The organism is Sphingobacterium sp. NGMCC 1.201703 (assembly GCF_047784615.1).
In the GTDB taxonomy this organism is placed as follows: Bacteria; Bacteroidota; Bacteroidia; order Sphingobacteriales; family Sphingobacteriaceae; genus Sphingobacterium.
On the sequence record NZ_JBLOHD010000004.1, the window covers coordinates 210726 to 236468 of the forward strand.

Sequence of the window (25743 nt, forward strand, 5' to 3'; positions counted from 1 at the left end):
GATTATTTATTTAACCATTTGCGAATGAGTTTGGTATAATTAGGCATTACCAGATAAACCATTAGAAAAACGATACAACCTGTGATCAGCAATCCATCGGACATACGATTTTGAGAAATATGAAAATATCGGAGAACAGGTAGCAGGATCATAGGCATAACCAATGATAAGGGGTAAATGGCAGACCAGGTAACAAGATATTGCTTCCAGCGTCGGGGTATCTTATTAACCTGCTCTGGCGTTTCAAAAAGGAACTCTAGGCCTGACTTGATCTGATAACGGTCCTGTTTTCGAAATAAGGGACTGGCCTGTTCAATCATTCTTTTGCGCGTATCGGACTCCATCCAGATTTTTAGGTTGTCCACTGTATCAAACCTGATAATTACAGTATAGACAAATGTTAAATTGGGGATAGGTCGAATGACCTGGAGATCAATAAACCCTTTCGCATGTTTCGTGAGCGGTACAATTTCCGCTAACCACTGGTCGTATTCGAGTTGCTTATCATCCAAAATGTGATGTGTTATTACGACGGACGCGCCCTGGTTTTCCATAATTATCTTTTGTTTAAATTGCGCATTCTTATCAAGTGGTCATCCACTTCCTGGCTTTCTTTTTTCTCCACTCGTTGATAAGGTGAAATAAGGATTACACTTCGAAAATACAATTATCGTTAAAAACATCAAAACCACGATTTGACTACAAGATCCGTCGATCTGCCTACATCCAAAACACCGCAATTCATCACTTTTGTAACATCAATTTATTTTAAACTAAAAACACAATGAAATCACAAAAAGTATGGTTTGTTACCGGTGCTTCAAAAGGACTTGGTTTAAACTTGGTAAAGGAACTGTTGGCACAAGGTTATCATGTTGTCGCAACTTCACGAACAAAACGCGCACTGGAAGATGAAATCGGTGAGAACGAAAATTTTCTTCCACTCGAAGTAGACATCACCGACAATGCAGATGTCAGCCGGGCAGTACTGTCGGCGATTGATTATTTCGGGCGTATCGATGTCCTCGTCAACAACGCAGGATACGGGCAAACAGGCGCTATTGAGGAACTCAGCGATTCAGAAACCCGGCGCAATTTTGACGTGAATGTCTTTGGCTCACTCAATGCTATCCGACATATCGCGCCTCATATGCGTCATCAACAATCGGGTCATATTTTCAACATTGCGTCCATCGGTGGTCTTGCAGGTAATTTCCCCGGTTTTGGGATCTATTGCTCCACAAAATTTGCCGTAGCAGGATTTACTGAAGCGCTTGCAGTCGAAATGCAACCCTTCGGTGTACACACAACCTTGGTTTACCCGGGTTATTTCAGGACGGATTTTTTATCCGACGGATCTATACAAACTGCGGCCAATCCTATCCCGGCTTACGTCACTGCGAGGGAAAATGAGACCGCACATCTTCAGCAAATCCATGGCAATCAGGCAAACGATCCGCAGAAAGCAGCTACTTTACTGATTGAGCTAAGTACATTGGAGCATCCACCAGTACATTTTTTAATGGGTGAAGATGCCTATACGCTCGCCAAAAATAAAATCGATACCTTGACTGCCGAGATTGAAAAATGGAAAAGTTATACCGTATCCACAGGATTTGAACAGCCTGTTAAATAGCTGGAAAAAAGTAAATGGTATAAAAAGAACAGGCAACATAAAAAAAGAAAATAAGTAAATTTACATCTATGGAGAATACATTTCGCTTTCATTCCCTTTCGGAATTTCATCGCTTTTGTGGACTGCCCCAGCCAGAACATCCATTGATTAGTCTGGTCGACTATAGTCAGGTGCATTACCCTGTCATTGATACCAAGTTAAATTGGATCCAGCATTTTTACTCCATCGGATTAAAGCGAAATGTAAACGCCAAATTTAATTATGGGCAGCAACAGTATGATTTTGATTCGGGGGTGCTCACCTTTGTGTCCCCCTTACAGTTTCTAAAAGTGGAGATCAATCAGGAGGTCCAAACTGAACCCAGTGGCTGGCTCCTCCTGATACATCCTGATTTTTTGTGGAACAGCGAACTGGCAAAGCATATCCATACCTACGATTTCTTTCAATATGAAGTCAATGAAGCCCTTTTTCTTTCAGATAAAGAGGAAGCAATTATTGTGGATATTCTTCAGAACATCGAAAAAGAGTATCAGTCCAATATCGATAAATTCAGCCGCGAACTGATCCTCAAGCAGATCGAACGTTTGCTTATCTATGCTGAGCGATTTTATGAGCGTCAATTTATCACGCGAAAAAAATCCACTCAGGAACTTGTAACCCGATTTGAACAGCTCCTTTCAGCACAGTTTGACCGGGACAAACTGCTGGATAAAGGCGTCCCGACGGTCAGTTTTCTAGCGCAACAGCTCAACCTATCCCCAAATTATCTGGGCAGCGTTCTCCGCGTTTACACACAACAAAATACCCAGCAGCATATCCAGCATAAAATGATTGAATATGCCAAAGTACGCCTTAGCACCAGCTCCCTTTCTATCAGCGAAATTGCTTATGAACTTGGTTTTGAACATCCACAATCTTTCAGTAAGGTATTTAAGAAAACCACCCAACAGAGTCCTCTTGAATTCAGGCAACTATTTCAATAAACTCCCGCTTTCAAAGGCAGGAATTTTATTATTTTGCCCCTCAACAATATTAGTCCGCTGTGTAATACCCCTTCACGCCGATACCGATTGTCCAGAAGAATTTGGATTTTTCCAGATCTTCGAGTAGCATATCCACATTATCTTCGTACTCGCCCTCAGCCTTTATGGCTTCGATATCTTCCTGGATATCCTCTTCGGTCATCTGTCGCCAAACCCCGACTGAGCTATTCAGAAAAGCGTAACAGTACCCCGCTTCGGAATCGTCTACAGGGCCATTGTTCTTTTCACTTAGGATATTGAGCAGTTCCTCAGCCTCTACTTTAAATGGGTTAAGTCCATAGATACTGATCTCGGTTTTTTCTGGTGTGGGGCCATTGATGCTTTCGATAAATTCGAGTTGCCCAAAATCATCGAAATCTAGCCGCAATTCAAGCTCATCGTAATAATATTGGCCATCCAACGCGTCTGAAGGTGGCCCGAGAATAGTTTGTACCTCCGCCTGTGCCATGCCCAAAGACACCGATCCTATATCTTCAATGTGTATTCCGACAAGCGGAATAAGTTCGATCTTTTTCATAAATACCAAGCTCGTTTGTGTTTATATTATACGGAACAAGAACTGTTACACTAAAGTTAGGTAAAAAAGTAAAGACCGAAAATCAAATAAATGATTCTTATGCGCTTCAAAAATTCAAAGATCCGCCAATTAAACTACCAATGATTGCTCCACCCATCTATCAAGCCTTAATTTGATCTTATGCCACTTTTCAAGAAAATATCTCTCCATAAATTTCAAATTTGATTATTTATCATATCCGTCGGAATAAATTTCCATTCCCTTAAATCTTATTCACTGATTCCGATTAGTCTTCCGATTATTAAACATGACCTTCTTCATATAACCCTTTTTTCCATTAGCCATAAAAACTGCTGAATCCTGTGATATATAATTACGAAAAAAGGAAAGCAATTGCGGGGTGGCTTCATAGACTAGATAATTCAACCTTACAGTTTTATTATCTGGATTCAAACACAATTGACATAACGATTTCTCATGATCATAAAACTCGATCTCTAGATTCGAACAATAATTATGTTTATGTAAAATATCATTCATTTCGGGTTTGTAGCGTTTTAATTTAGACATCTCATCCAGCAGGCTATACCATTTTGCTAGGGGAACTGTATCATTGCCTGCTACAAAAAATCCCGTGGAATCATGCCTATAAGAATTACTTAAGTACATTTCCACCCCATACTGTTCATCAACGGATTCGCGATTGAATAAAATCCGTAATTCTTTTTCCCGCTTCTCTTTCATAGGTCCACAAGAAAACAATAACAAAGCACAAAAAGATATTGTGTAAAAAACTGAAAATGTATTTAGATCACCTTTCATAAAATAACAAATATTCCATCAATAGCCGAATCTTTTGATTTAACAAAAATACCCAACAATCTGTAGGAATAACTTCGATTGCGAAAAAAAGCCTCCATCGGGAGGCTCTCTTATATATTATTTGGTGGTTTTTCTAACGGTCATCATGGGATATCGCTTCCTTGTTACCGTTAAGTCGATACACTTCGCTATTGTAACAGATATTATGCCAAATATTCATATTACAGTTATAATTAACATATTAATCCATTATTCTATAAAAAATAGCGATCAGTCAAGCTTGACGGGCGGAGCCATGCAACGATCTAGGTTTTTATTTTGGGATCGATCCAGAACAGCGTAGCCTCTGTATGGCTAAAAAATTCCATGGGTGTCAGGTGGCAATCCATGGTATCCTGCAATCCTCCATCCGTGTAGCTAACCACTTCTTCGGAGGGAATCACCATTCCGGTCAGGATCGCATCCTCGTCAAGACAATTTAAATCGGACAACAGCACATTAATATGGTTAGCTACTACCCATTGCTCCAGTTCCTCTTTGTTTACCTGCCGTACACGTCCGGCAAGAAATTTCGCTTCCTCCACTTCTTTTTCGACGCTATTCGGGTAAAATAAGCGTAAAAAGGCTTCGTATTTATCAAATGACTTCAACCGGATGGCCTCATTGCGCAGAAACTGTTTCTCACCCAATTGCCCGTATTCCTGAGCATATTTGCGCAATTCGATCTGCTGCAATTCATGATCGCTACATTTCGCCAGTTCGGATAAAGCATAGACGTCTGTTCCGTGCCCATCGTGGTTATTCAAATATTCCCAGATATCGCCCGGAACGACTTTGGGTCTCTTATGTTCCAGGACATTATATCCTTCTGCAATCCATTGTTCTATTTGTTCCCTTCTCATCGCATTACCTTTTTTTAAAATCTTCAAAAATCTATACGCTTTCCAGGCTCGACTCGATTTAAATTCAATAGCAGCGTTGCCCTGTGCTAATTGAACAAGTGCACAAGGAGGAAAGTTTTCCAAATAAACGTTCTATTTTAATTATCTACACGCTTAGGCATACTTTCAGGCATCATCTTCACATCTTCCTGTTCTTTAAAATCCTGTGTCTTCAATTCCATTACCCCACCATCAATGTGGTAAAGACAGCGATAGGATTTTGAAAAAATAAATCGGAAGTACCTTGCCGACCCCGCAGCTCGGGCAAAATTCTTGGGCTCACCGAAGAAAGAATCTGATCCCGCATATTTCTCTGGCATGGTTTCGAGTGCCCTGCCCATATTATCTTTGTCCGCCCATTCAAAACTATTCGCATAAAAGTTGATTTCGGATTTATAACTATTATACCTGCTCTGATAAACATGCGCCTTTTTCTTTGGATCAGTATAGGTCACTTTAAAATGTATGTCATCCACGAATTCAATCTTGTAGGCGGTCTTTTCCTTACCAAGTATCAGTTGCATATCATTGTACTCCGAACTTGATGATGACCGGTCATATTTAGCCGAAAAATACCAGGTCGTATTTTGGAACGGATAGGTATCCGTAATCGGGAAGGTGCAATTGTCCGAAGAAAATGAAAATTTCTGCCCTTTATCATAGCGCAGTATAAATTTAATATCACGAAACCGCTTATTGTTTATGACCGTATCCTCCATGATTATAAACTGGATCAATGGATTTTTAAACGTGGCTTGGTAAGTATGAGCGTCGGTCTGTTCTAGCTTAGGCTGATACTCCTGCAATCGCTCCTTAAAAATTTTTAGGTCAGCAACCGTACGATAGGTTAATAACACTTCATTCTTGTCGTCATACTTTCGGGTGGACAACATAACCTGTTCTTTATTCTGCTTATTTATATAAAGCGTATCATTTATCCGCGCAAATCCAGCAGCGGGTAGATAGATCGGATTTAATATGGCAACCTCATTTTTTGATATACCCTCGTCGGTATAGAGATGGACGAAATTCATCGGGTAGAATTTTTGTGCAAATAAACGATTGCCCATACAAGATATAAATACCAGGAGGCACAGCAACGTAACTATTTTTCTGTTCATTTTCTTTTATGATCTATTTGAGCATAAAGGTAGGAATAGTTAGTATATCGGTAAGACGGCTTTAATATCCGTACAGGATCGCTTACAATTCGCTATCCCTCACAAAATATTGTCAACGGGAGATTTAAACTCGCAAAAGGGCCGCGAGCAAACCAGGGGACCTAATGATCAATGTCAAGAACCACCTGAATGTAATCTGGCAATACTGTCAATTTATCAGTAAAAATTGACAGTCTATGTGCAAAAAATTCAGTTTTTTAAGCTCGGTATTTTTTTTGCGGGCTATTTTATACAGTCGGCCGACTGACAGATTGAATTTATTGTTATACTTCATTAAAAGGAGGTTACTATGAAACTTGCAAAAAGAAATTGGAACAATTTTTCACTTTTTTCGCCCATGTTTGATAATTTTAACCGTGAACTTTTAAACTGGGACAACAGAAATTATTCATCCACAAGCACCACGGTGCCTGCGGTCAATATCAAGGAAAACGGTGATACTTTTGAAGTTGAAGTTGCAGCGCCGGGCATGGCCAAAGAGGACTTCAAGGTTTCGCTCGACGGCAACCTATTGACCATATCCTCTGCCAAAGAGGAAAAAAACGAAGAACAAACAGATAACTATACCCGTCGCGAGTTCAGCTACCAGTCCTTCCAGCGTAGTTTTGAACTTCAAAAAGATGTGGTCGATCAGGACAATATCCAGGCGCGCTACGAAAACGGTATGCTGCGATTGACGATACCAAAAAAAGAGGAAGCCAAACAAAAAGAACCACGGCTTATCGAAATATCCTAAAGATCCAAATAGCAACTTTAACCTGGTTAGTCTCCCCGGGGAGGCTAACCTATTTTTATTTAAGCAGGATATGGAACGCTCAAATTATTATATCGAATTACAGATGTACTGCCGTGGACGCTATATGACCATCGCCAGTTTTGACCGGAACAGCTGCGAGAAGATTGTTCATGAACTATTTGACGAACTGCGCGGGGATCAGCAGGCCTCTGACCTCCGAAGGCTGCGTATCAATCTTCTCCTCAATGATACCGAAAATTCCAGAACACAACTGAGATCGATCCACTGTACACTGGATGAACTGGCAGAAAACACCAAGATCATCATCAAGAAGACTTTCAGGGCCGTGAACTTCGAATGATGCCTAACAGGCCGATCGTTTTTTATTTTACCCTTGACATTTATCAAATTGATTTTTAATTTGGACGCGGTTTTCGAAAAGGTAACCGATACCAAAACCGACATTTTTTAAAAGCTAATATTCTATTTAAATATAAATTTTAGTTATTGGATCATGTTAACAGAATTACTAATTACAAACACAAACCGACGTTTTTCTTTCCGGCCATTTTTCACTGCACTTCTCGTGCTGGCAACCTCGCTCTCACTTCCGGCACAGACCGTGAAACCGCTCAAATCCAATTTTGAAGCGCGGCTAATGAATATCGAGTCGCCCAGTAATGAGCCCTTTCGGTATACCGCTACCCTCAGCAATGGGTCTGCACAACCGGTCAATTACAACTTTAACGCACAGCTGCCAGACGGCTGGCAGATCAGCTACCGCGTGGAAGGCTCACAGGTGACCTCGCTGATGATGCAAGCAAATAAATCACAGGAAATCAGCATTGAAATCAGCTGCCCTATTTCCGCCAAACCCGATAAATATAAAATTCCTGTAAAGGCGATATCCGCGCAGGATACGCTGGCATTGGATCTGGAGGCCGTGGTCAAAGGCTCCTATGCACTTGAGCTGACCACACCCAGCGGCAGACTCAGCGACGAAGTCGTCTCTGGAAGCAGCAAAGAAATCCTGCTCAAAGTCAAAAATACCGGTACACTCCCCCTCAATGCGTTGGAACTAAGTTCCCAGTTGCCCAGCCGATGGGAGGCAACCTTTGATCCTGCGAATATCAAACAGCTCGAAGCAGGAAAATCCATCGACGTCAAAGTCAATCTAAAAGTTCCCGACAAAACCATTGCCGGAGACTATGCAAGCAAATTTGAGATCAAATCCGCCAATAGCAATGCCGACATCTCATTCCGCATGATCGTCAAGACCTCTTTGCTTTCAGGCTGGGTCGGCCTATTGGTCATCGTACTGGCTATTGGACTGGTGTATTATCTCATCCGCAAATACGGCCGTAGATAAAGGTAGGACAAAAAAGATAATTACAATGAAGGATCCTATCATTCAATTGACAGGCCTGACCAAAACCTATGGCAAATTTACCGCCGTAGACAAGTTGGACCTGCATATTTATCCCGGCGAAATTTTTGGCCTGCTGGGGCCCAATGGTGCCGGAAAGACCACCAGCATCCTGATGATGCTCGGCCTGACCGAACCAAGTGCCGGCACAGCCTATGTCTGTGGCCATAATGCCACCCGTAACCCCATAGCCGTGAAACGCAAAGTCGGTTACCTGCCCGATAATGTGGGCTTCTACCCGGATATGACGGCACTGGAAAACCTATGCTTCATAGCCGAACTCAATGGGCTGACTAAATCCCTAGCACAGACTTCAGCCAAAGACATGTTGCATGTTGTGGGGCTCGAACAGGAAATGCATAAAAAAACGGGTTCTTTTTCCCGTGGGATGAAACAGCGTCTAGGGCTGGCCGAAGTGCTGATCAAAGCACCTGAAGTTGCTATCCTTGACGAGCCCACACTGGGCATAGATCCCAAAGGTGTTGACGAATTTTTGGAGCTGATCAAGCAGCTCAGCAGGGAGCATAAGCTGACCGTACTGCTTTCCTCCCATCATCTCCATCAGGTACAGCGCGTCTGTGACCGCGTCGGCATTTTTGTGGGCGGCAAGCTGCTGACCCAAGGCTCAATAGAAAGCCTGGCGCAGAACCTTCAACAACAGGAAGGTGTCAGCACCGTCATTACGCTCGAAAGGGCGCCGGATACCCAGCGGTTTAAAGAAGCCTTAAAGGTGCTGCCGGGACTTCGCAAGGTAAGCATAAATGGACTTTCGGTCGAGTTAAAAACCGACAGCGATGTTACCGCTGCAGCTGTCCGTATTTTGGTCAACAATGGGGCAGACATTGTCGCCGTAAGCCGTAATGACTACCAGCTCGACGATATTTACAATACATATTTTGAGAATAGCATAACAAAAGATACTGTCTATGAAAAATCCAGGGGTTTCTTCAAAAGATTTCAATAGCAAGCTCTCCACGCCCATGCAGGTGCTGGTACGCAAAGAAATCGCTGCACATATCCGCAGCTGGCGGTTTATTATACTGATCCTGCTTATCGTGCTGACCTTCGGTGCCGCACTTTATGTTTCATCCATGGGGCTGAAAGATGCTGTCAGCAATATGCGTGATCCCGACCAGTCATTTTTGTACCTCAAGTTGTTGACCACGACGGATAATTCCATTCCGCCGTTTCATGTTTTTTTAAACTTTCTGGCCCCATTATTGGGCATTGCGCTGGGCTTTGACGCGGTCAATGCAGAGTACAACAACGGTACACTTACGCGGTTGCTGGCGCAGCCAATCTACCGCGACAATCTACTGTTCGCCAAATTTTTGGCGCCATTGATCGTTGTGGGAACATTGTTTGTTGCATTGGTCATGCTGATGATCGGTGGCGGACTGATGGGCACCGGTGTACGGATAGAACCGCAGGAATTGCTACGCATTCTCGGATTCACCTTGATCAGTGTGTTGTATGTCGCTTTCTGGCTGAGCCTTTCCATCCTGCTGTCGATCCGCTTTCGTCAGCCGGCTACTTCAGCACTTACCGCCATCGGTATCTGGCTGTTTTTTACCGTGTTCTTCCCGATTCTGGTAAACCTGGCCATCCGCCCCTTCCTGCCCAATCCCAATTACATCTCGGAGCAAGAGTACATTGGCTACAATGAGCTGATCTTAAATCTGCTCCGCTTGTCACCGAGCCAGCTCTACACCGACGCCACCACCACACTGCTGATGCCTTCGGTACGCAGCCTCGGTCCGATCACCATGGAACAGATGGTGGGGGCTATTCCCTCGCCCCTCTCCTTTCGTGAAAGTTTTCTGATGGTTTGGCCACAGATCAGTGGGCTCACCGCCGCCATGATGATCTGTTTTGCCTGGTCCTACTATATCTTTATGCGGCGGGAGATACGGAGTTAAATAACGCCGCGGGATCCGACTGATTGCATAACATGCATAAGCCAACCATGCTAGGATCCTGCTCTAAGAAAAAATAACAGAGGTCGCCTGTCCGATCGGACAGGCGACCTCTGTTAAGTGTATAATGAATAAAAAATGGCTGCTTAATCGCTATTTTCCTTTTTGTAAGCATAGTAAAAAACAATTCCGTCGATTGTGGCGACAGCAAAGCGGATAATAAAACACAGGGATACAAACCCACCGATAAATGCAAAAGCAAGCGTCAGGGAGGAGATACTCGGGCAGCACTGATCTGGGATCAATTTCTAGCTGAGATCTTAACAGGACTAGAAAGCCAAAGTGGATCCATTCGTAACCAACCTTTATTTCAGACAACGGGAAGTGACCAGCAGCTGGCCGACATGGCGTTGTGCATGTTCAGCCGCATGAAATAAGAGACCGATCAGGGTCGTTGGAATCTGCTTTCTCCCCAGGAAACGTTCATCAGTCAAGGTTGCGGGATCAGTCATCGACAAGACTTCTAAAGCCTGTCGGATCTGCAGCTGTAGGTTTCCGATTAGTGTAGCGACGCTGTGGTTCAAATCCACGATACCTTCTTTCTGGAGATAATTAAACTGCTCAGCAGACAAGGATTTACCTGCTGCATAGGTAAACATGCGATCAATCACTCCTCGGATATGCAGCAGATGAAATCCAATACTAGCATTACCACAGGGCCTTGCCCAGAGCTGCTCCGGCGACAGCTGGGCTGTATATTTTGTGCTATCCTCTACCACTTGCAGTAGCGCATGTGCTACCGGCTGCAAAAGAGCTGGAATCCCCTTGATTGGTCCCCGCATCCATACTTCTAAATTGTCCATACCTGACTTAATAAGCTATTTTCGTTTATTCGTACTCTTTAATGCCCATAGTACCAGTATCGGTTGAAAAAATAAACGAGCAAGCCTTTTCCCATCACTGTCCAGTCCGAAACCATCCCGATGTTCTTTATATTGGGCGATATTGCCCGGGAACACCGCAACAAAAAACAGCGCTGCAATTTTTCCGACAGTAGCACGCTGTTTGCCCCTAGCCAATAGTAGCGCAGTGCCCAGTGCAATTTCAGCAAATCCCGAATACCGGACCGTATCATCTTTAGCGATCGGCACCCAATCAGGTACCTGTGCCTGAAATTCCTTCCGGGCAAAGGTCAGATGTCCGATTCCCGCTACCATTAAAAAAGCACCTAAGCTATAGCGTGCAATCTTTTGAAGGCAAGATTTTTCCATACTATTTTTTAATAGAAGACAGTATACATCCAAAATAGTTTACTGAGGACAGATAAGATCTGACAAATAATCCCGATAAGGTATAAAAAACAGTAAAAACAAATTATTTATACCACTTCGGGTATAAATATGGATTCATTGCACTTAAAAAACTTTTCATTAATCCATCATAATAACAATGTTATATTATCCCCACATACAATCTTTTAAATGTGAACCTAGTCTATCCAAAAGACAAGGAAGATATAGCCTTAACATTGGGAGGTCGTAAAAGAAAGATTAAGCAACCTGACTTCAACCAATTAGCCGCAATCAGATCGATTTGTAGATTTATCTGCTGATATTAAGCTTCCAAGTTTCTTTCCCAAATGTTTCCAGAATCTATATAGAACTTTATCTTATGGTATTTTCTATTTCCCAGCTAAAGGTGGCTTTAAAAACAGCCCCCGATAAGATGAGTAATAGAATTAAAAAAATAGCGTGTATGAAGAAATTAACTTGGTTTGCAGCTGCATTGATAACGGGCAGTGCATTGACATTTATGGCTTGTGACAAAGATGATCCGATCGAAAGCGACATCACTTATGCAGAACTTCCCCAGCTGGGCAAAACGATGATTGAAACTCATTTTGAAGCAAACACGGTAGTCAGTATTACACGAAAAAACAATTCAGATACAGACGGCGGCCTCTATGAAGTCAGATTGAACAATGGTATAGAGATCGATTTAGACAAAGATGGCAATTGGACCGACATTGAAGGGAATCGTCAAAAACTACCCGATACCTTAATTCCGTCACCTATATTGAGTTATGTCGTTAAGCAATATCCAGCGCCTTTATTTATCGAAGGTATTGACAAAGAACCTTACGGTTACCAGATAGATCTGTCTAATGATCTGGATCTAAAATTTAATGCTGATGGCAGCTTCATCGGTCTTGATGATTAATAACCAACAATTCTTGGGACCTGCCAAATAAAGCCCTGAGGCCAAAAGTAGGTCTCAGGGCTTTATTTGAAAGTCAATCTATTGCCCTACCTGGCACAGCGACAAAACCATTACAGGAAGCAGGGGCGTACCTATTCGACTCCAGTGGGTCAGTATCCAAATGTCACCCGCTGTTGTTCTTACTTTTTGTCGACAAAGTATACTTCCATTCTGCCATCTTCGGATTTTAGATTGATCAGATAACCCGCCTGTTCCGTAATTTTCAGCGGAATACCTTCGGTTTTTGGGTGGATAAGGATCTTGATCTGGAAGAATTTTTAAGGTGTCTCTCCCCATGATTTTTGAGGATTAGCCTAACCTAGCTTTACATCGAAAGATTGAGGTCGGCGATGTCCTCCAACACCTGAGCATCATTTAGATCAGCATTTTTTGCCCTACGCGACAGCTGATGTAGGCCAGCGATAGGTAAAACAACCGTAAAATCTTTTGTGTCCCCTTGTTTAAAGTTGAGTACGCCGGATACCTTGATCAGCACATCTTTTAGATCATCAATCTTTGCCGTTTTCTTTGTGACTTTAAAGCGGACCGATACATTTTTTGCAGCGGCAGCCCCCTCCAATGCGATCAGTAGCATATGATCGAGATTGACATTCAGTGCCGAATGTAAAGGATTCACCTTTTTTATGACAACACTTTTTAAGGTATCGTTTACACGTTCAGTATTGAAAATAAAGACACCACTTTTCGCATTCCGGTCACCGCTATATTGTCCGGGATATTCCTGAACCATATAGTCGACCGCAATCTTGACATTATCGTTAAAACGTCGCGCCAATTGTTTTTTTCTCCCAATAAAAGCTCCAATAAAAATCAACAGAATAAGTAAAATACCCGTAGCCATAAAAAATGTTTTTAATATTAAAATAGGTAGATGGCTCAAAAGTAGCCGTTTTTTTCCTTTTAAAAAAAATACAGCGAGCTCTTAACCAGATTTATAGGACAAAAAAATACAATTGTAATCAATCAACTACAACTCATCCGCAAAAATGCATATCCAAAAAAATGTTACTATAAACAGGCAAGAATCAGCAGCCCTTGTCCGCGGCGACTACATAAAATTGCCCATCAAATTGTTTAGTGCAGATCTCATATCAACCGACACGAATCGTAAACAAAGTCTCACGGATATAAATAGGAAAGAAAACACTCGGCCTGAATAAACATATTTGCACCCATACAAAAACAAAAAGATTAACGTGAAAAAATATATTATCGTTTTCAGCTTCTCTCTACTTGTCCTTACGGCGGTTGCACAGAAGAAAAAGAAAGAAAAATATCCAGAACCTAAGCGCGTGGAGTTTGTCCCAGTGGTCGAAGCTAATCCGGTTAACGAAAGTGCAGAAAACCCTGCTGCCTTTGCTGCGCCGATGCCAACGACCAGTACACCTACTATCCGGGCCACGACAACCGACGGAAAGGAAATACGCTTCAGAAATATAGACGAATTAGCACATACAGATCTATCGAGCTTGAAAGAGCTGTCTTTTAAGACCATGGTCTCTGACAGAACACTGGAGAGTAACGTTCTACAAAAGGTCATGAACGAAGGCAAACAATTGGAAGTTTTAACAATTGACAATTTCGCACTGGATGCTTTTCCGGAAATCAAAACGCCCAATCATCGGTTGAAAAAGTTGACATTAACTCAAAATAAGTTAAAAACACTTCCAGCCAGTATTTCCAATCTGACAGCACTAGAAGAATTCAGTTGCCACAACCCCCTGACAGTTCTACCGCCATCATTTGCGCAGCTCAAAAATCTAAAGCAGATCGGATTAGACAATCACAGGTTTACGGCCTTTCCAAAAGAAATTTTTAGTCTGAACAAATTGTCCATCTTACATACTTCTGGCAATTTTCAAGAAACAACGAAGATGTCAGAACTTCCTGATCTCTTTCAGCAATTACCCGAACTGGTCGAACTCGGTGTACAAAGTGGAGCGCTGTCTTCCCTACCCAAATCTATTGCGACACTCAAAAAACTTGAACACGCTAATTTTTCCTACAACCAATTTACATCCGTACCCGAAGTATTGGCGACAAATCCCAAGCTGAACCATGTTTCATTTAACAATAATCCTTTACAATGGGAACCGTTCCTGGCCTCGGTCAAAAAAATAAAATGGCCGGGCTTGTTTGCCGTGCACGAAACGGGATTTACAAAAAAACAATACCAACAGATTCAGGATATCCTGACCAATACAGATCTCTATTACGACGGAATGAACGATTAAATTCAACCGATCCCGACACACTATGTAGGCAGTCTGGCTTTTGACCAGACTGCCTACATAATTAAGAACTCTTTAAGATTCCAAAACTTATTTTATACGTCTTTTATACGTCCGTAAATAGCCGAAAGCGCGGCCTCGTCAAGACGAAGACCTGCCAAAAACTTTACCACTCCGATGTAGTTCACCTTATCCCCGATTCAAAAGTTAGCATATTTTCCTATATTTATGCCATGCTCCAAGAGCTCCTGTTATGTCAATTGCTTAATACATATTAAATCACTTGGAAAATTTGCAGACATCTCTACCTTATGATATAGAATCGCTTTTTCAACGGTATTACAAACAGCTCTGTCTGTTTGCCAACAATATACTGCATGACGAAGCATTGGCTGAAGATATTGTCCAGAGCTTTTTCGCCGGTCTCTGTGAAGGGCGGAATGCCTTGCCCGAAGATGAAAGCGCACGCAAGGGCTATCTTTTTATTGCCGTCCGAAACAACTGCCTCAAACAGATCCGAAGTGAAAAAGTAAAAAGCAAGTACTTCGATCAGCTCGATAAGGACATGATCGAAGAACAGACGATCATGGATGCCATGATGCAGGCTGAAGTGATCAACCAATTGATGGAAGCGATCAATGAATTGCCACAGGGCTGTAAGCAGGTGCTGCACATGGCCATTTTTGAAAAGCGCTCCAACGATGAAATTGCCACTAGCCTGACCATTTCCATTAATACCGTCAAAAGTCAGAAAAAAAGAGCGATACAACTTCTACGCACGCGTTTGGATAGCCGGATGCTCGCGTTACTGTTATTTTTACTACCTGACTAACAGTAATTTACATTTTTATCCATTTTTCCTTCCATCCTTTTACATCCCTTGTGGCTCCTTTAATTAAACAACCGATTGAAGAACATGAAGGATCAGCAATTTATACTAGTAGATTACTTAGTAAAGCACTTTAGCGGGACACTGAGTCAAACCGATATACAGTCCCTTCAAAAGATCTTTGAAGATGATCCTAGCTTGCGCGATCAATGGGAGAAATACACCAACCAGGGTCTCAAATCCAGCGATGCCCAGTTTTGGAATAGCCTGGACCTCGATCGGGCAAGAACCAACATCCTAAATTATCCAACTGCCAAACCCATAATCCAAGCTACCGGCAATGCCCGCATCCGAAACCTTAAAATCCTTGTGGGCCTAGCCGCCAGCCTGCTCGTCATTATCGGCGCCGCACTGTTCCTGAATACGGTACATCGGGATAAGCAGATTGTCGCCGACCAGGTGTATAATTATAAAAATGACGTTTTGCCGGGTGGACAGAAAGCCACACTCACACTTTCTAACGGTAAAACCGTGGAACTAAGCCAGCAACAGGCGACACTGAACGAACAGCATGGCGAACAGCTCCAGATTAGCAATGGACAATTGCAGTATAAGACAAACAGTCCACAGGCAGAACTGGCGAACTTAAAAAATACCCTAACTGTGCCCGCGGCAGGATTCTATCGGATGGTACTACCCGATGGTACCAAGGTCTGGGTCAATTCAGCTTCGGAGCTGAGTTATCCATTGGCCTTCGGCAAATCAATCCGCAAAGTAGAACTGCGTGGCGAGGCCTATTTTGAAGTTGCCCATGAAAAAAATAGACCGTTTATTGTCAGTACCGCACATGGGGATATTAAAGTCCTGGGCACAGCTTTCAACCTACGGGCATACAACAATGCTTCCTCCAATGTCACCCTGGTCAATGGCAGCATCCAGCTGACCAATACCAATAAAACGACAAAACAGGTCATTCCGGGGCAAAAAGTTGAATTCGATGGCAGCGACATGCGTGTCAGTCAAGCAAATATTGAAAAGGAAATCGCATGGCGTCAGGGCTACTTTTATTTCGAGCACGACAAGATTCAGAACATTATGGATCAACTGGCAAGATGGTATGCTATTGATGTCATTTACCAGGGCCCGATCAGCAAGAAAACCTTTGGGGGAAGCATCAGCCGGGATGTCAGCCTGGCCGAGGCCCTAGAACTGATAAAACGTGGTGCCGGAGTTGAATTCGTTATTGACCGAAAAACCGTTACCGTAAAAAATAAGTATTAACAAAACAAGTAATTATCAAAGGAGGACCTATCAATGTTATAAAGATTTACTTAACCAAACTTAGCGGTACCGCGTCAGGCTACACTAACCAACGGCACCTAAGTACCTGAATTAAAACCAAAAAAACCAACCCTATTGCTGAATATATGAATTACTTTATCAAATGTAAAGATTACGTGTTCGGGAGTCGAATGACCGAACCCAGCTTTACACCCCTTATTTCAAAAAAAGTCAAAGCCACTTTGTTTCTAGGATTACTATTTACCTATGGCGTATACGGTAAATCAGAAGCCCAGCAGGTCACTATGCATGTCAGCAAAGGTGACCTGAAAACCATCTTTCAGGAAATCAAGAAACAGACCGGTTACCATTTCTTTTATGACGAAAGTCTCTTTAACGGGCTAAAGACGGTCAGCGTCGATGCCAACAACCAAAAGCTGGAAACAGTGCTTAAAGAACTTTCGGACGAACTGCCGGTGGCGTTTGAGATCCACAAAAAACATGTTGTCGTGCTCCCCAGTGCACCCAAAAGTACTGTTCGGGCGCAACAGCAGCAACAATACAGCATTAAAGGCAGGTTGATCGCCAAAAAAGACGGTAAACCCATTGAAAATGCAACAATAAGTCTAAATGGAACTACGACCAGAACATCTTCGGATAGCAAGGGAAACTTTTCGCTGCAATCCGCACAGCCAACAGGCATGCTGACCATAACCCACCTTTCGTTTAAGGCACAGAATATCGCATTCAACAGTACGACCTCCAGCGATCTGAACATAGCGTTAGAAGAAAACGACAGCGCGCTGGAAGAGGTTGTTGTAGTCGGCTTCGGTACGCAAAAGAAAGTCAACTTAACAGGAGCCATTTCACATGTTGGCAAGGAAGCCTTTGAAAATCGGCCCGTCGCCAATATCGGTCAGGCGCTACAGGGACTTGTCCCCAACCTGAACATCACCTTTGGAAACGGTTCGCCGAACAATACGCCGGGATTTAACCTGCGCGGTGGTACCTCCATGAATTATAATGCGAATACGCAGGTCTTTGAATCGGTCAATGGCGATCCTTTGATTATCATCGACGGGGTCGAGAGTACCACGGGAGCCCTCAATCAGCTCAACCCCAATGACATCATGGACATGTCTTTTGTCAAAGATGCCTCTGCGGCTGCAATCTATGGCACCAAGGCCGCCTATGGGGTCATCCTAGTCCGTACCAAACGAGGCGAGTTCAATCAGAAAGGCAAGATAGCCTACAACTTCGATTCCAACTTTGACACCCCATCCGGGATCCCTGATATCCTCAATGCCTATGAGATCCAAAAATCCGGCATGGACAGAACCCTATGGACAAATGGCAAGCCCGGTACGGCAGATGAAAAAAAACTGGAGATGATCCAAAAGTATATGGATAATCCCACGCCCGAAAATGCATGGTATCAGGAGGGAAACAGCATTATTTGGGTAGCCAATGTCAACCCCTTTGAGGAAGCAGTCAAAAAATGGACCCCGATGCAAAAACACACCCTCAATCTCAGCGGCGGGGCGGAGTCCATTAACTACTATATTTCCGGAGGATTACAGAATCAATCGGGTATGTACAAGATCAATACCGATAAACTGAAACGCTACAATGCCCTGATGAATATCAATGCCAAGGTGAACAGCTGGTTCAGTGTTTTTGGAAAGATTGGTTTTGACCAGACAGATTTCAATAGCCCCTACATCGTGGGTGGGAAGGGAAGTATATGGTCTGCCATGATGGGCGAGACACACAAAAACATCAATATGCCCATCCAGACCGGACCGAATGACCCCTTGCCCAATACCTACACCGATAACATTCTCGCCTGGCTGAGCTACGGGGCCAACAACCAGTCCACCGACAGAAGGGTATCGTTATTGATCTCGCCTGAGTTTACCTTAATTCCAAATGCATTGAAACTAAAGGCTGACCTCAGTTATCAGCCGCAGTCTTACAGCCTGAACCGCTACAGCCCAAAGTTCAACCAAGTCGTGGACTCCTGGCAATACACCGCCCAACAGGCCGAAGCGGCGGAAAACCGGGCCTATTTTGACAACAACAATACCAACAAATATTTGGTTAATATCTATGCTGATTATAAAAAGACCTGGGCTGGAAAACACAATTTCTCCACCGTCGTCGGATATAATCAAGAGCAGACAAAATTTAATCAGATTACCAACACCTTCCGCAAGTTGATCTCGCCAGATATACAGAACCCTGATGCTGCCGAGGATCCATCTTTGCATACCGTATCCAGGAATGCGTATACGCTTGCTGGACGCGCCCTATTCGGACGAGTGAATTACAACTATGCCGAAAAGTATTTTTTTGAGAGCAATCTGCGCTATGACGGCAGTGCGAAGTTTACCGAAGAAGACCGATTTGTAACATTTCCTTCCTTCTCGGCCGGATGGAGGATATCGCAGGAGAATTTTATGGAAGGTACAAAAAGTTGGCTCAACGAACTTAAACTGCGCGGAAGCTGGGGGAAACTGGGCAATCAGCCCTCATCCATCTATCCGTATCAGGCAACCATGGGTACCGGAAAGGCTCCTTACCTGATCAATGGCCAGCAGATCGTCTATATCAATCCGCCAGTACTTGTATCCCCCTTCCTGACTTTTGAAAAAGCCAGAACCTGGAATATCGGCTTGGATGGTACATTTCTCAAAAACCGCCTCGATGTTACCTTTGAGTATTACAATCGTAAAACAACGGATATCCTGACCGATGGCAGCGCTTCATATCCGACGGTATTGGGGACAGCAGCACCGCTGGAAAATTCAGGGATACTCGAAACAAGAGGATTCGAGCTTTCCTTTCTTTGGAAGCAGTCCATTAACAGTGAACTCCGCTATCGTGTAGGTCTTAACCTTTCCGACTACCTGACCAAAGTACAGCATTATGCGGCCAATACCACCATGATGATTGCCAATGCTTCGGGCCGGGAGGTGATGTATGATGGTAAAACAATCGGTGAAATATGGGGGTACCGCACCGGTGGCATACTGCAGGAAAGTGATTTTGCCGGACGAAACGAATCCAATGGCAACTGGATCTACAATGGCGCCTATCAAGGCACACTTTATCCAGGCTATATCTGGTATCAGGATCTTGGCGGCCCCGAAGGGATTCCGGACGGTAAAATAGATGCCGGACTCAATACCCTGGCCAATCCGGGTGACCGTACCGTTATCGGCAATTCCACACCACGTTATCGCTTTGGTATCACCGGAAATGTCCAGTACAAAAATTTCGATCTTGATTTCTTGTTCCAGGGCGTACTCAAGCGTGATATCTGGACTGGTTTATCTTCTTACTGGGGCGGTGGAGCCGGATCGAAATGGATGTATGAACGGTCCTGGACACCTGAGCGTACAGATGCGGAGTTTCCGATGTATGGCTTAACTGTAAACGTGCAGGACCGGTACCTGATCAATGGTGCCTACCTCAGACTGAAACAGGCCGTATTGGGTTATACCTTACCCCATGACATGACCAAAAGACTCGGTATTGAGCGCCTACGTTTCACGCTTGCCGGTTACAATATCTTTGAAGTCACAAAAATACCAACAATTTTTGATGTCGATCAGATCTCTGCCGATTATCCGCAGAAAAGATCTATTGCCTTTGGAGCTCAAATTGTCTTCTAACTAAACTATTATGAAAAAGAACATATTCAGATTCATCGTCATGGCTGCCGCATCATCTCTCTTGTTGATCCAGTCCTGTAACGATAAATTTCTACAGCTAAGTCCCGAAACTGACCTGTCGAAGGACAACACATTATATACTGAAACGGAATTAACTTTATACCTGAATAACCTGTATAGTCGATATATCCTAGGACATGGTACGGGCTGGGCAGATGCCAAAGTCAATCCCAATGTTGTCGGGGGCAGCCATTTGCTGGCCAGCGATTTTATGACCGACAATATGGTCCGCTATGGCAATATCGACCGTATCCTGGACAATACCTTTCTTCCGCAAAATGCAGGTACTTCGGTTGACTGGACCTGGGAAAACCTGCGTTCGGTCAATTATTTTATCCAGAACTACCGCAATGCATTGCCGGCGGTCAATAACGACATTACCCGATTGAAAAAATATATCGGCGAGGCCTATTTCTTTAAGTCCATGGATTATTACCGCAAGCTTATGCTGTTTGGTGATGTACCCTGGCTTTCCAGCGACCTCAATATCGACAGCAAGGATTTGTACAGACCCCGGGACAAGCGCACCGTGGTTGCCGATTCGTTAATGAAGACCATCGATATGGCCATTGCGGGACTGGAAGGTATTACCGGCCGTCCGGATGGACGTATTAACCAGGACATGGCCTTATTTTTAAAAGCGCGGATAGGCCTGTTTGAAGGCTCCTTCCGAACCTATCACCAGGAATTATCCTTACATAACACGGCAAAACCATTTTTGGAGGCCTGTGTGGATGCCTGCGAAAAAATCATCGCCACCGGACGATATCAGCTCTATGCCACAGGAGAAAATCCCTATTGGAAAATGTTTACTTTCAAAAAGGATCCTACTTCGGACGGCAACAAAGAAGCAATCCTGGCCCGGGTATACGATGGTACCGTCGTGGGCCACGCGACCCAACGGTATTGGGACCAGAACAATAGCCTTTCGGGTGCACGGCCGGCAGGTGGGGCCACACGCGGTCTCGTAGACGAGTACCTCTGTATTGACGGAAAGCCGATCTATTCCTCTGGATCAGCCGGCAACTATACCGCCAATCCGCTCTTCAAAGGATACGATGGCATGTGGTCCGAACTTGAAAACCGCGACCCGCGCCTGAAGCAGACCATTAATTACCCCGGTGAAAACCGCTCCCTGTTTAACAGAACGGACGGAACCACCAGCCTCGAAAAAAATGGGATTACCTATCCCCGACTGTCCTATAATGTCGGTGGCGGCTCGACCGTAACGGGCTACCTGCCCATAAAACATTGGATGGGCGACCGTGCCGAGAACGAAGCGACTACCAACGGGCAACAGACAGCCATTGAATTCCGTTATGGCGAAGTATTGCTCATGCTAGCAGAAGCGAAAGCCATTTTAGGCACGTTGACCCAGAATGACCTGGACCGGACGATCAATCTGTTGCGCCAGCGCGCAGGATTTGACTTTGCAAAATATCCCGGCAGCAAACTCGACCTAGGCAACATCCCAGCGGATCCCAGACTCGATGAAATCTACGCCAGCAAACTTGATTATGCCGTTAGCCCCATCATCCGTGAAATCAGAAGAGAACGTCGTGTAGAATTGGTCTTGGAAGACCGCCGTTACGAAGACCTGATGCGCTGGAAAGCAGGCAACCTGATGACCGTTCCCTTGCGTGGAATGAAATTTACGGCCGAAAAAGGAAAACTGTACGATGGTACACATACCAGCAAACCGATTATTGCCCTCAAAGAAGAAGTCAATAAAGATATCTTTTTGGATAACAATGGATTTATAATCGCCTATCCGAGGAGCCCGAACATCAGCAATGGCACGGCGCTATGGGCAGATTACCGCTATTATTGGCCACTGCCTTTATATGATCTCGCTTTAGATGGTAGTCAACTGGTTCAGAACCCTGGATGGCTAGGTGCAAAATAAGGAGGATAAAAAGAAAAAACATTATGAAAATCAGATCAACTATATACTTGTTCATTGCCTGTCTGTGCGGAAGCGTAGTTTTGCATTCCTGCAAAAAAGACCTCGGTCCGATCAAAGACAACCTGACCGTTCGGGAAGCGGTACTTTCGGGGGGATTTATGCAGATTCCCGTTAAGATCGGCACGCCGCTCCAGGTCAATCTGGCAGTCAATCCCGGAAACCGTACCGTAACTACCGCTACGTACAGCAACAAACATCCAGAAATTGCCAGCTATAGTACGGGCGGATTGATTACCGGCCTGAGCGTAGGCAAAGACACCGTCACTATCCGGTCCGGCGAACTGAATGTCTGGTATATCGTCAACGTGACGAACTAATAGCCGGCAGTCGGTCAAAAAAATGGTAGAGGTGACCATCGCGTTAATTTAGCGTGTTTAGTGTGACTATCAGGCGAGATCGCCTGGTAGTCTCAATTTAAAGCCAAAGCATATTTGAGAAAGAACTTTCATTTGGCAACCAATAGTAAATTGAAGGTATCAAAACGATTAAGAATGACCGCCTAAAGTTTTTCAATTCGGACTAATCAAATAAAGCAATTCCAAAACATGAAAAAAATAACGATAAAAGATATTGCCAAGGCCATGGGGTACTCTATAGGCACCATATCCAAAGCGCTCTCAAACAGTCATGAAATCAGCCCGGTAACTAAAGTTGAAATCCAAAAGTTTGCCAATGAGCATGGCTATCAATCCAATCAATATGCCAAATTATTGCGTAAGGGGAGAACAAATATTATTGGTATGATTGTTCCTTCGATCGGCAATCCATTTTTCTCGCAGATTCTCGAAGGTATTGAAAGAGAGATGTCAGAAACGACTTACAACCTCATTATTATGCAGAGCGTAGATGACCCCCAGCTTGAATTGAAACATTTAGAAATGTTATCTAAAAAGGGGGCGGATGCTGTCGTCATTGCAGCTACAGGAAATAATACCTCGTTAAGATATCTCCAGCGGTTAAAAGAAGAGGGCATCCCTATCGTCCTTATTGACCGGACCAATTACGATATAAATACGTATAAAATTGGAATAGATAATTTTAAAGTGGTCTACCAGGGTATTTCTCAGTTGATCAATCGGGGCAAAAGAAAAATTCTATTTATTTCCAATCTATCGCCAGGAACATCAACGGAGCGCCGGCGCGGCTATATTCAATGTCTGCGAGATTTTGACATCGCTTTTAATTCGAATTATCTACTATCAATAGGAACTAATAGAAGAAGAAATGATGTGCTGGATGAATTAAAAAAACACCTCACGCAGCTCGTTAATTCAAATATCCCTCCCGAAGCAATTTTTACCGCCTCGGATCAGCTTACCTATTTAACGTTAGAGGCTTTACATGCCATCGGAATAGCCGTACCGGATCGCATGGCCCTGATTGGTTTTGCCAATTTCCAATACAGCAATATTTTTCAGCCGTCATTGTCAAGCATTGTACAGCCTTCGCGTGAAATCGGATCTCAGGCTTTCACTATTCTCCATAAAATTTTGGAAAATTCGGATAATGCGATTGCGCCCCCCTATCAAAACATTGAATTACAAGCTTCTATTCTGACACGCAAGTCCTCTGAATAAAGCACGACAATTAAAACGTTTTCGTAAGTTACGCAAACGTTTGACTTAAACGTAAATCACTGTAAATCAAAATATATTTTCTACTATAGATCTGTGTTTTGGTTGACCCTAACTAACCAATACTCAATTAACAGTTATAGATTATTTATTGTAAAAATTATGAGAAAACAAACAAAAAAATGGATGCAGATCATTCAGGGAATTGCATTGTCTGCCACTGTACTGTCACTTTTTTTCGCCTGTTCAAAGCCATTGCCCGAGCAGAATCCTACAGAAATCCGACGGTCAAAGGCCTCCTCCAACGGCAGCATAGACACATCGCTAAGCAACCTTAAATTTGTCAGCAATCCGGTCAATCTCAATATCATTATGTTTGTCCCTACGGACAATCCGGCCTTACCGGGCTACCGTCCAAGGCTATCGCAGCTGTTTGTCCATTTCCAGGACTGGCTACATAATGAAATGGGACGCTATGGCTACAGCAATTACCTGGGGCTGGCAAAAGATTCCTCAGGCCTGGTGAATATTATTGAAATTCCGGCCGCGGGAGCCCAGGCAGACTACCCCTACAGTTCAGCAATATCAGCCGGTAAAATTATAAATGAAATTAATACATATCGGGCTGCCCATCCAGGCCAGTTTTCATCCAACAATCACTACTTAGTACTGTTACCTGCAAGGACAGACGGCGATAACAGCCAGCCCTTCTATGGCTATGGCAAATACTGCTTTGCCGTGGATAACTCGTCCATGTCCGTCAACGGAATTCCAAACCCAAGCTCCAACTACCTTGGCGGCATGTTGCATGAGCTGGGCCATGGGTTAAACCTGCCTCATAACCGGGCGAAATATGTCAGCGAAGAACCTACATTGGGTACATCTTTGATGGGAAGTGGCAATGTGAGCTTTAGCAAGGGACTGCCTACTTTCCTAACCGGCTCCGATGCGGCAATCCTCAGCAGAAATGAAGTTTTTCAATCGGCCGTGGCTACAGCCAGTCCTTACCAGGCCCCCAGTTATTCCATCCAACCTCAATTTGTCATTGACAACAGTCAGCAAAAAATCTTTATTACCGGAAATTATACATCCAATTTACCGGTGAGCGAGATCTTGGTCTATATGGATCCCAACGTAAACAACGAAGGTACCGGAGCCAACAAAGATTACAATGCAGTCACCTGGAAATTTGCGCCAGTTTCCTCCGGTAGCATCCAAGGAACCATAGACCTCAATGAACTCTATTACAAGGGCAATACACCTTACGAACTTAAGGTCAAATTATTATTGCAAAATGGATACACGACCTCCAATGTTTACGACTTCAACTATGTCAACGATGTTATGACCACCAATCAAGATTCGGTATATACCTATTCCAATGCCTCCTATGCCGGTGTCAAAGGGAGCTTTGGTAAAGGGCAGTATACCACGTCGGACTTATTGGCAAAAGGCGTGACCGACAATAGCATCTCTTCCATTAAAGTAGGCGCAAATGTTAAAGTCACTTTATACAATGGGAATAATTTTACCGGCGACAGTCTTGTCGTGACCTCTTCGTCTTCCTACCTTTCAACGTTCAACGATAAAGTATCCTCCATGAAAATACAAAACCGTTAGCGAGGGC

The 25743-nt window shown here is 43.7% G+C and carries 25 protein-coding genes; 16 read left to right on the forward strand and 9 right to left on the reverse strand.

Going from position 1 to position 25743, the window contains the following annotated elements:
- Positions 1-2 precede the first annotated feature (2 nt).
- Positions 3-554: a hypothetical protein gene (locus tag ACK8HY_RS09290; protein ID WP_416133434.1), complete on the reverse strand. Its 552-nt coding sequence runs from the start codon at positions 552-554 to the stop codon at positions 3-5.
- Positions 555-784: 230 nt separating this feature from the next.
- On the opposite strand from ACK8HY_RS09290, the gene ACK8HY_RS09295 reads away from it, so the two are divergent.
- Together ACK8HY_RS09295 and ACK8HY_RS09300 are read left to right on the forward strand one after the other, a co-directional pair.
- Positions 785-1636 (forward strand): SDR family NAD(P)-dependent oxidoreductase, encoded by an 852-nt coding sequence (locus ACK8HY_RS09295; protein ID WP_077438451.1) that lies wholly within the window; start codon positions 785-787, stop codon positions 1634-1636.
- Positions 1637-1704: 68 nt separating this feature from the next.
- Positions 1705-2619 carry a helix-turn-helix transcriptional regulator gene (locus ACK8HY_RS09300; protein ID WP_343564008.1) on the forward strand — a complete coding sequence of 305 codons (915 nt, stop codon included), beginning with the start codon at positions 1705-1707 and terminating at the stop codon, positions 2617-2619.
- A 49-nt stretch (positions 2620-2668) separates the two neighbouring features.
- On the opposite strand, the gene ACK8HY_RS09305 is transcribed toward ACK8HY_RS09300, so the two are convergent.
- The 4 genes from ACK8HY_RS09305 to ACK8HY_RS09320 form a co-directional block, all read right to left on the reverse strand.
- On the reverse strand, positions 2669-3196 hold the full coding sequence (locus ACK8HY_RS09305; protein WP_343564010.1) for a hypothetical protein: 528 nt from the start codon (positions 3194-3196) through the stop codon (positions 2669-2671).
- A 273-nt stretch (positions 3197-3469) separates the two neighbouring features.
- The gene (locus tag ACK8HY_RS09310) at positions 3470-3940 is read right to left on the reverse strand and encodes a hypothetical protein (protein WP_416133435.1); all 471 of its coding nucleotides are present in this window, start codon (positions 3938-3940) and stop codon (positions 3470-3472) included.
- Between the two features lie 383 nt (positions 3941-4323).
- Positions 4324-4920 carry a hypothetical protein gene (locus ACK8HY_RS09315; protein WP_416133436.1) on the reverse strand — a complete coding sequence of 199 codons (597 nt, stop codon included), beginning with the start codon at positions 4918-4920 and terminating at the stop codon, positions 4324-4326.
- Between the two features lie 137 nt (positions 4921-5057).
- A complete protein-coding gene (locus ACK8HY_RS09320) occupies positions 5058-6080 on the reverse strand; it encodes a hypothetical protein (RefSeq protein WP_416133437.1) in 1023 nt (340 codons plus the stop codon).
- A 349-nt stretch (positions 6081-6429) separates the two neighbouring features.
- On the opposite strand from ACK8HY_RS09320, the gene ACK8HY_RS09325 reads away from it, so the two are divergent.
- The 5 genes from ACK8HY_RS09325 to ACK8HY_RS09345 all read left to right on the forward strand — a co-directional run bounded on the left by ACK8HY_RS09325 (position 6430) and on the right by ACK8HY_RS09345 (position 10221).
- Positions 6430-6876 (forward strand): Hsp20/alpha crystallin family protein, encoded by a 447-nt coding sequence (locus ACK8HY_RS09325; RefSeq protein ID WP_343564020.1) that lies wholly within the window; start codon positions 6430-6432, stop codon positions 6874-6876.
- Between the two features lie 70 nt (positions 6877-6946).
- Complete coding sequence (locus ACK8HY_RS09330) at positions 6947-7237, forward strand: hypothetical protein (RefSeq protein ID WP_416133438.1); 291 nt, start codon at positions 6947-6949, stop codon at positions 7235-7237.
- 153 nt (positions 7238-7390) lie between these two features.
- Complete coding sequence (locus tag ACK8HY_RS09335; protein WP_077438459.1) at positions 7391-8245, forward strand: NEW3 domain-containing protein; 855 nt, start codon at positions 7391-7393, stop codon at positions 8243-8245.
- Positions 8246-8270: 25 nt separating this feature from the next.
- Positions 8271-9266 carry an ABC transporter ATP-binding protein gene (locus tag ACK8HY_RS09340; protein WP_416133439.1) on the forward strand — a complete coding sequence of 332 codons (996 nt, stop codon included), beginning with the start codon at positions 8271-8273 and terminating at the stop codon, positions 9264-9266.
- Positions 9229-10221, forward strand: a complete 993-nt coding sequence (locus tag ACK8HY_RS09345; RefSeq protein ID WP_416133440.1) for an ABC transporter permease — start codon at positions 9229-9231, stop codon at positions 10219-10221. Before ACK8HY_RS09340 ends, ACK8HY_RS09345 begins: the two co-directional genes overlap by 38 nt.
- A gap of 362 nt (positions 10222-10583) precedes the next feature.
- Here the strand turns inward: ACK8HY_RS09345 and ACK8HY_RS09350 are convergent, their stop codons facing one another.
- A complete protein-coding gene (locus ACK8HY_RS09350) occupies positions 10584-11081 on the reverse strand; it encodes a DinB family protein (protein ID WP_416133441.1) in 498 nt (165 codons plus the stop codon).
- Positions 11082-11096: 15 nt separating this feature from the next.
- A complete protein-coding gene (locus ACK8HY_RS09355; protein WP_416133442.1) occupies positions 11097-11489 on the reverse strand; it encodes a hypothetical protein in 393 nt (130 codons plus the stop codon).
- A 484-nt stretch (positions 11490-11973) separates the two neighbouring features.
- Between ACK8HY_RS09355 and ACK8HY_RS09360 the strand changes: the two genes are divergently transcribed.
- Positions 11974-12438, forward strand: a complete 465-nt coding sequence (locus ACK8HY_RS09360) for a PepSY-like domain-containing protein (protein ID WP_416133443.1) — start codon at positions 11974-11976, stop codon at positions 12436-12438.
- A 78-nt stretch (positions 12439-12516) separates the two neighbouring features.
- Here ACK8HY_RS09360 and ACK8HY_RS09365 read toward each other — a convergent pair whose 3' ends face one another.
- Entirely contained in the window at positions 12517-12774 is a 258-nt protein-coding gene (locus ACK8HY_RS09365) for a hypothetical protein (protein ID WP_416133444.1), read from the reverse strand.
- Positions 12775-12802: 28 nt separating this feature from the next.
- Positions 12803-13339, reverse strand: a complete 537-nt coding sequence (locus ACK8HY_RS09370) for a hypothetical protein (protein ID WP_416133445.1) — start codon at positions 13337-13339, stop codon at positions 12803-12805.
- Between the two features lie 355 nt (positions 13340-13694).
- On the opposite strand from ACK8HY_RS09370, the gene ACK8HY_RS09375 reads away from it, so the two are divergent.
- From ACK8HY_RS09375 to ACK8HY_RS09410, 8 genes are all read left to right on the forward strand, one after another.
- A complete protein-coding gene (locus tag ACK8HY_RS09375; RefSeq protein ID WP_416133446.1) occupies positions 13695-14732 on the forward strand; it encodes a leucine-rich repeat domain-containing protein in 1038 nt (345 codons plus the stop codon).
- Positions 14733-15012: 280 nt separating this feature from the next.
- The gene (locus tag ACK8HY_RS09380) at positions 15013-15561 is read left to right on the forward strand and encodes an RNA polymerase sigma-70 factor (protein WP_416133447.1); all 549 of its coding nucleotides are present in this window, start codon (positions 15013-15015) and stop codon (positions 15559-15561) included.
- Between the two features lie 84 nt (positions 15562-15645).
- Entirely contained in the window at positions 15646-16839 is a 1194-nt protein-coding gene (locus tag ACK8HY_RS09385) for a FecR family protein (RefSeq protein ID WP_416133448.1), read from the forward strand.
- Positions 16840-16985: 146 nt separating this feature from the next.
- Positions 16986-20516, forward strand: a complete 3531-nt coding sequence (locus ACK8HY_RS09390) for a SusC/RagA family TonB-linked outer membrane protein (RefSeq protein WP_416133449.1) — start codon at positions 16986-16988, stop codon at positions 20514-20516.
- Positions 20517-20526: 10 nt separating this feature from the next.
- Positions 20527-22482: a RagB/SusD family nutrient uptake outer membrane protein gene (locus ACK8HY_RS09395; protein WP_416133450.1), complete on the forward strand. Its 1956-nt coding sequence runs from the start codon at positions 20527-20529 to the stop codon at positions 22480-22482.
- Positions 22483-22505: 23 nt separating this feature from the next.
- Positions 22506-22859, forward strand: coding sequence for a hypothetical protein (locus ACK8HY_RS09400; RefSeq protein WP_416133451.1), 354 nt, complete (start codon positions 22506-22508; stop codon positions 22857-22859).
- Positions 22860-23087: 228 nt separating this feature from the next.
- On the forward strand, positions 23088-24119 hold the full coding sequence (locus ACK8HY_RS09405) for a LacI family DNA-binding transcriptional regulator (RefSeq protein ID WP_416133452.1): 1032 nt from the start codon (positions 23088-23090) through the stop codon (positions 24117-24119).
- 159 nt (positions 24120-24278) lie between these two features.
- Positions 24279-25736, forward strand: a complete 1458-nt coding sequence (locus tag ACK8HY_RS09410; RefSeq protein ID WP_416133453.1) for a hypothetical protein — start codon at positions 24279-24281, stop codon at positions 25734-25736.
- Positions 25737-25743 lie beyond the last annotated feature (7 nt).

Coding starts and splice junctions, on each gene's coding strand:
- ACK8HY_RS09295 (WP_077438451.1), top strand. CDS start 785: ATGAAATCACAAAAAGTATGGTTTGTTACCGGTGCTTCAAAAGGACTT.
- ACK8HY_RS09360 (WP_416133443.1), top strand. CDS start 11,974: ATGAAGAAATTAACTTGGTTTGCAGCTGCATTGATAACGGGCAGTGCA.
- ACK8HY_RS09335 (WP_077438459.1), top strand. CDS start 7,391: ATGTTAACAGAATTACTAATTACAAACACAAACCGACGTTTTTCTTTC.
- ACK8HY_RS09395 (WP_416133450.1), top strand. CDS start 20,527: ATGAAAAAGAACATATTCAGATTCATCGTCATGGCTGCCGCATCATCT.
- ACK8HY_RS09350 (WP_416133441.1), bottom strand. CDS start 11,081: ATGGACAATTTAGAAGTATGGATGCGGGGACCAATCAAGGGGATTCCA.
- ACK8HY_RS09405 (WP_416133452.1), top strand. CDS start 23,088: ATGAAAAAAATAACGATAAAAGATATTGCCAAGGCCATGGGGTACTCT.
- ACK8HY_RS09305 (WP_343564010.1), bottom strand. CDS start 3,196: ATGAAAAAGATCGAACTTATTCCGCTTGTCGGAATACACATTGAAGAT.
- ACK8HY_RS09365 (WP_416133444.1), bottom strand. CDS start 12,774: ATGGGGAGAGACACCTTAAAAATTCTTCCAGATCAAGATCCTTATCCA.
- ACK8HY_RS09390 (WP_416133449.1), top strand. CDS start 16,986: ATGAATTACTTTATCAAATGTAAAGATTACGTGTTCGGGAGTCGAATG.
- ACK8HY_RS09290 (WP_416133434.1), bottom strand. CDS start 554: ATGGAAAACCAGGGCGCGTCCGTCGTAATAACACATCACATTTTGGAT.
- ACK8HY_RS09300 (WP_343564008.1), top strand. CDS start 1,705: ATGGAGAATACATTTCGCTTTCATTCCCTTTCGGAATTTCATCGCTTT.
- ACK8HY_RS09400 (WP_416133451.1), top strand. CDS start 22,506: ATGAAAATCAGATCAACTATATACTTGTTCATTGCCTGTCTGTGCGGA.
- ACK8HY_RS09325 (WP_343564020.1), top strand. CDS start 6,430: ATGAAACTTGCAAAAAGAAATTGGAACAATTTTTCACTTTTTTCGCCC.
- ACK8HY_RS09385 (WP_416133448.1), top strand. CDS start 15,646: ATGAAGGATCAGCAATTTATACTAGTAGATTACTTAGTAAAGCACTTT.
- ACK8HY_RS09315 (WP_416133436.1), bottom strand. CDS start 4,920: ATGAGAAGGGAACAAATAGAACAATGGATTGCAGAAGGATATAATGTC.
- ACK8HY_RS09330 (WP_416133438.1), top strand. CDS start 6,947: ATGGAACGCTCAAATTATTATATCGAATTACAGATGTACTGCCGTGGA.
- ACK8HY_RS09410 (WP_416133453.1), top strand. CDS start 24,279: ATGAGAAAACAAACAAAAAAATGGATGCAGATCATTCAGGGAATTGCA.
- ACK8HY_RS09345 (WP_416133440.1), top strand. CDS start 9,229: ATGAAAAATCCAGGGGTTTCTTCAAAAGATTTCAATAGCAAGCTCTCC.
- ACK8HY_RS09370 (WP_416133445.1), bottom strand. CDS start 13,339: ATGGCTACGGGTATTTTACTTATTCTGTTGATTTTTATTGGAGCTTTT.
- ACK8HY_RS09320 (WP_416133437.1), bottom strand. CDS start 6,080: ATGAACAGAAAAATAGTTACGTTGCTGTGCCTCCTGGTATTTATATCT.
- ACK8HY_RS09340 (WP_416133439.1), top strand. CDS start 8,271: ATGAAGGATCCTATCATTCAATTGACAGGCCTGACCAAAACCTATGGC.
- ACK8HY_RS09355 (WP_416133442.1), bottom strand. CDS start 11,489: ATGGAAAAATCTTGCCTTCAAAAGATTGCACGCTATAGCTTAGGTGCT.
- ACK8HY_RS09310 (WP_416133435.1), bottom strand. CDS start 3,940: ATGAAAGAGAAGCGGGAAAAAGAATTACGGATTTTATTCAATCGCGAA.